The 1,880-nt window shown below is 42.8% G+C and carries 2 protein-coding genes and 1 pseudogene; all 3 read right to left on the minus strand.

Features of this window, described 5'->3' with window-relative positions:
- Positions 1-549: pseudogene (locus tag AC220I_RS21920) on the minus strand (hypothetical protein); the annotation flags it as partial.
- A gap of 10 nt (positions 550-559) precedes the next feature.
- Positions 560-1,363: a selenium-dependent molybdenum cofactor biosynthesis protein YqeB gene (yqeB, locus tag AC220I_RS21925; protein ID WP_486725998.1), complete on the minus strand. Its 804-nt coding sequence runs from the start codon at positions 1,361-1,363 to the stop codon at positions 560-562.
- Positions 1,364-1,880, minus strand: a 517-nt coding sequence (locus tag AC220I_RS21930; protein WP_486725999.1) for an XdhC family protein, incomplete at its 5' end; no start/stop codon positions are given.

Consider the following 1,880-nt stretch of genomic DNA (forward strand, 5'->3'; position numbering starts at 1 on the left):
CCTCTTTAAAGCATCTACAAGATGACCTTCTATACCGATTGCCTTTTCAATGGTGCCTTCTGAGGCAAGTGACATAAGTGAGTTTTTTCCCGTTTTGCTTTCTTCAAGTCTGATGGTATTCTTATAGATTGCTGTTAAGGGAAAATCGCAAGGTCTCTTAGGACTTACTTCATACTTTGTAACACATTTTGCCTCACCCTTAGTCTCACGGTTTGCCTCACCCTTTAACGGATGATTTGTCTTGCAATTTATATCATGCTCTATCTGGTCCATAAAATGTGCATCTAGCGCCTTCAGAAACGCTTGCTCGCTTTTATCCCCTTGATACAAGATTTGGTCTACCACTTTTTTAGGGGTGAACATCATCGTTGTGGTGGTGACGACGACCCTATGATCCGCTTGCAAGATTCCTGCAAGCTTGAAAATAAGACTGGTCTTGCCACCAGCACCCACTACCGAGATTGTGACACATGAATGATGTGTCCCCAACAAATCACAGATGAACTGGTCAAAGATATTACCGCTTCCTGTGTTCACACAAGTTTCCATGGCCCAGTCCTCAATTTAACGCATTATTTTTTAGCTGTATCAAAATGGCTTCTAATACGCCACCTGCAATGTTTCGACCCTTGTCACTGATTGTGAAGCAATAATGTGTATTGCCTCTAGGGTCTATATCGCCAACCTTTAAACCCTGAGTAATTTTTACCGAAGGATGAATAAGGCCCCTAATCACACCGTCAATCTGGGCTTTTACTGCATTTCCATCGACCCTTAAAATAACTTCGCCCTTGCTGACTAGGTCACCAATTTTTTTATCACTTTCCATGATTCCGTCACATGGTGCACGTAATACACGTTCATGTGTGTATCCACCTATATCACCCGGTATATGGGTATTTTCTTTGGCCATGCCATTAAAAATCAATCTGCCAAGATCATGTCCACGGCTTGTTTCAACCACAGCATGCGCATTGACACCAGCCTCAATGTTTGGTCCTAAACCAACCACAACACTGGCATAGTCCTTTGTATAGTTTACTTTTTTCTTCGTCAAAGTAGCGTCAACAAACACGTCCGGTTTGAAAAAAGCATGCACATTGACCTCTTCAATGGTGAGTACAGGGATTTTACCTTGATTTAAGACAGGTTCTATCTCATGAAGCGTCTTGACATAAACAGCTTCAATATCCTCAACCACATATTTGCCTTCATAGATGGCATTTGAAAAGGACACAGTCCGTCTGACCATCTTAGGATTTTCAAGTTCGCAAACGACGACCTTAAAGCCACTCCTGTGAAGCTTCTGTATCACAGCAGAAGCTAAATCGCCGCCTCCCCTTACAAGTACTTTTTCATACATCTACTCTGCCCCCTTTCCCTTGACCAGCGGATTCACATATGGGCCCTGTTTACCAAACTGAACAGCTTGGATTTCAGCCATAATGGACAAGGCAATTTCAGAAGGTGTATCACCACCAATATCCAAGCCAATTGGCGCATGAACCTGACTCAATCTAGCCTCATCTACGCCCTCTTCAAGCAGTGTTTTAAAACAGTATCCCACCTTGGTCTTACTGCCAATCATGCCGATATAGGCCACATCATGCTTAAGGACTGCTCTGAGAACTTCTAAATCATGGGTGTGACCATGTGTCACAATGACAACGCTGCTGTTGGCTGAGAGTTCTAAATTTGATAATATTTCTCTTATATTGCCAGACTCGACGATATCTGCCGTTTCAAAGCGTTCACGAGTGGCATAATCCGATCTTTCATCTATAACGGTAACATGGTATTCTAGGAGTTTAGCCATATTGGAAAGCACCATGCCAATATGGCCTGCACCAAATATAACAAGTGATTTGCCAGCTGAGAAC

The sequence above is a fragment of the Fusibacter sp. genome (genome assembly GCF_057447755.1).

Coding starts and splice junctions, on each gene's coding strand:
- yqeB (WP_486725998.1), bottom strand. CDS start 1,363: ATGTATGAAAAAGTACTTGTAAGGGGAGGCGGCGATTTAGCTTCTGCT.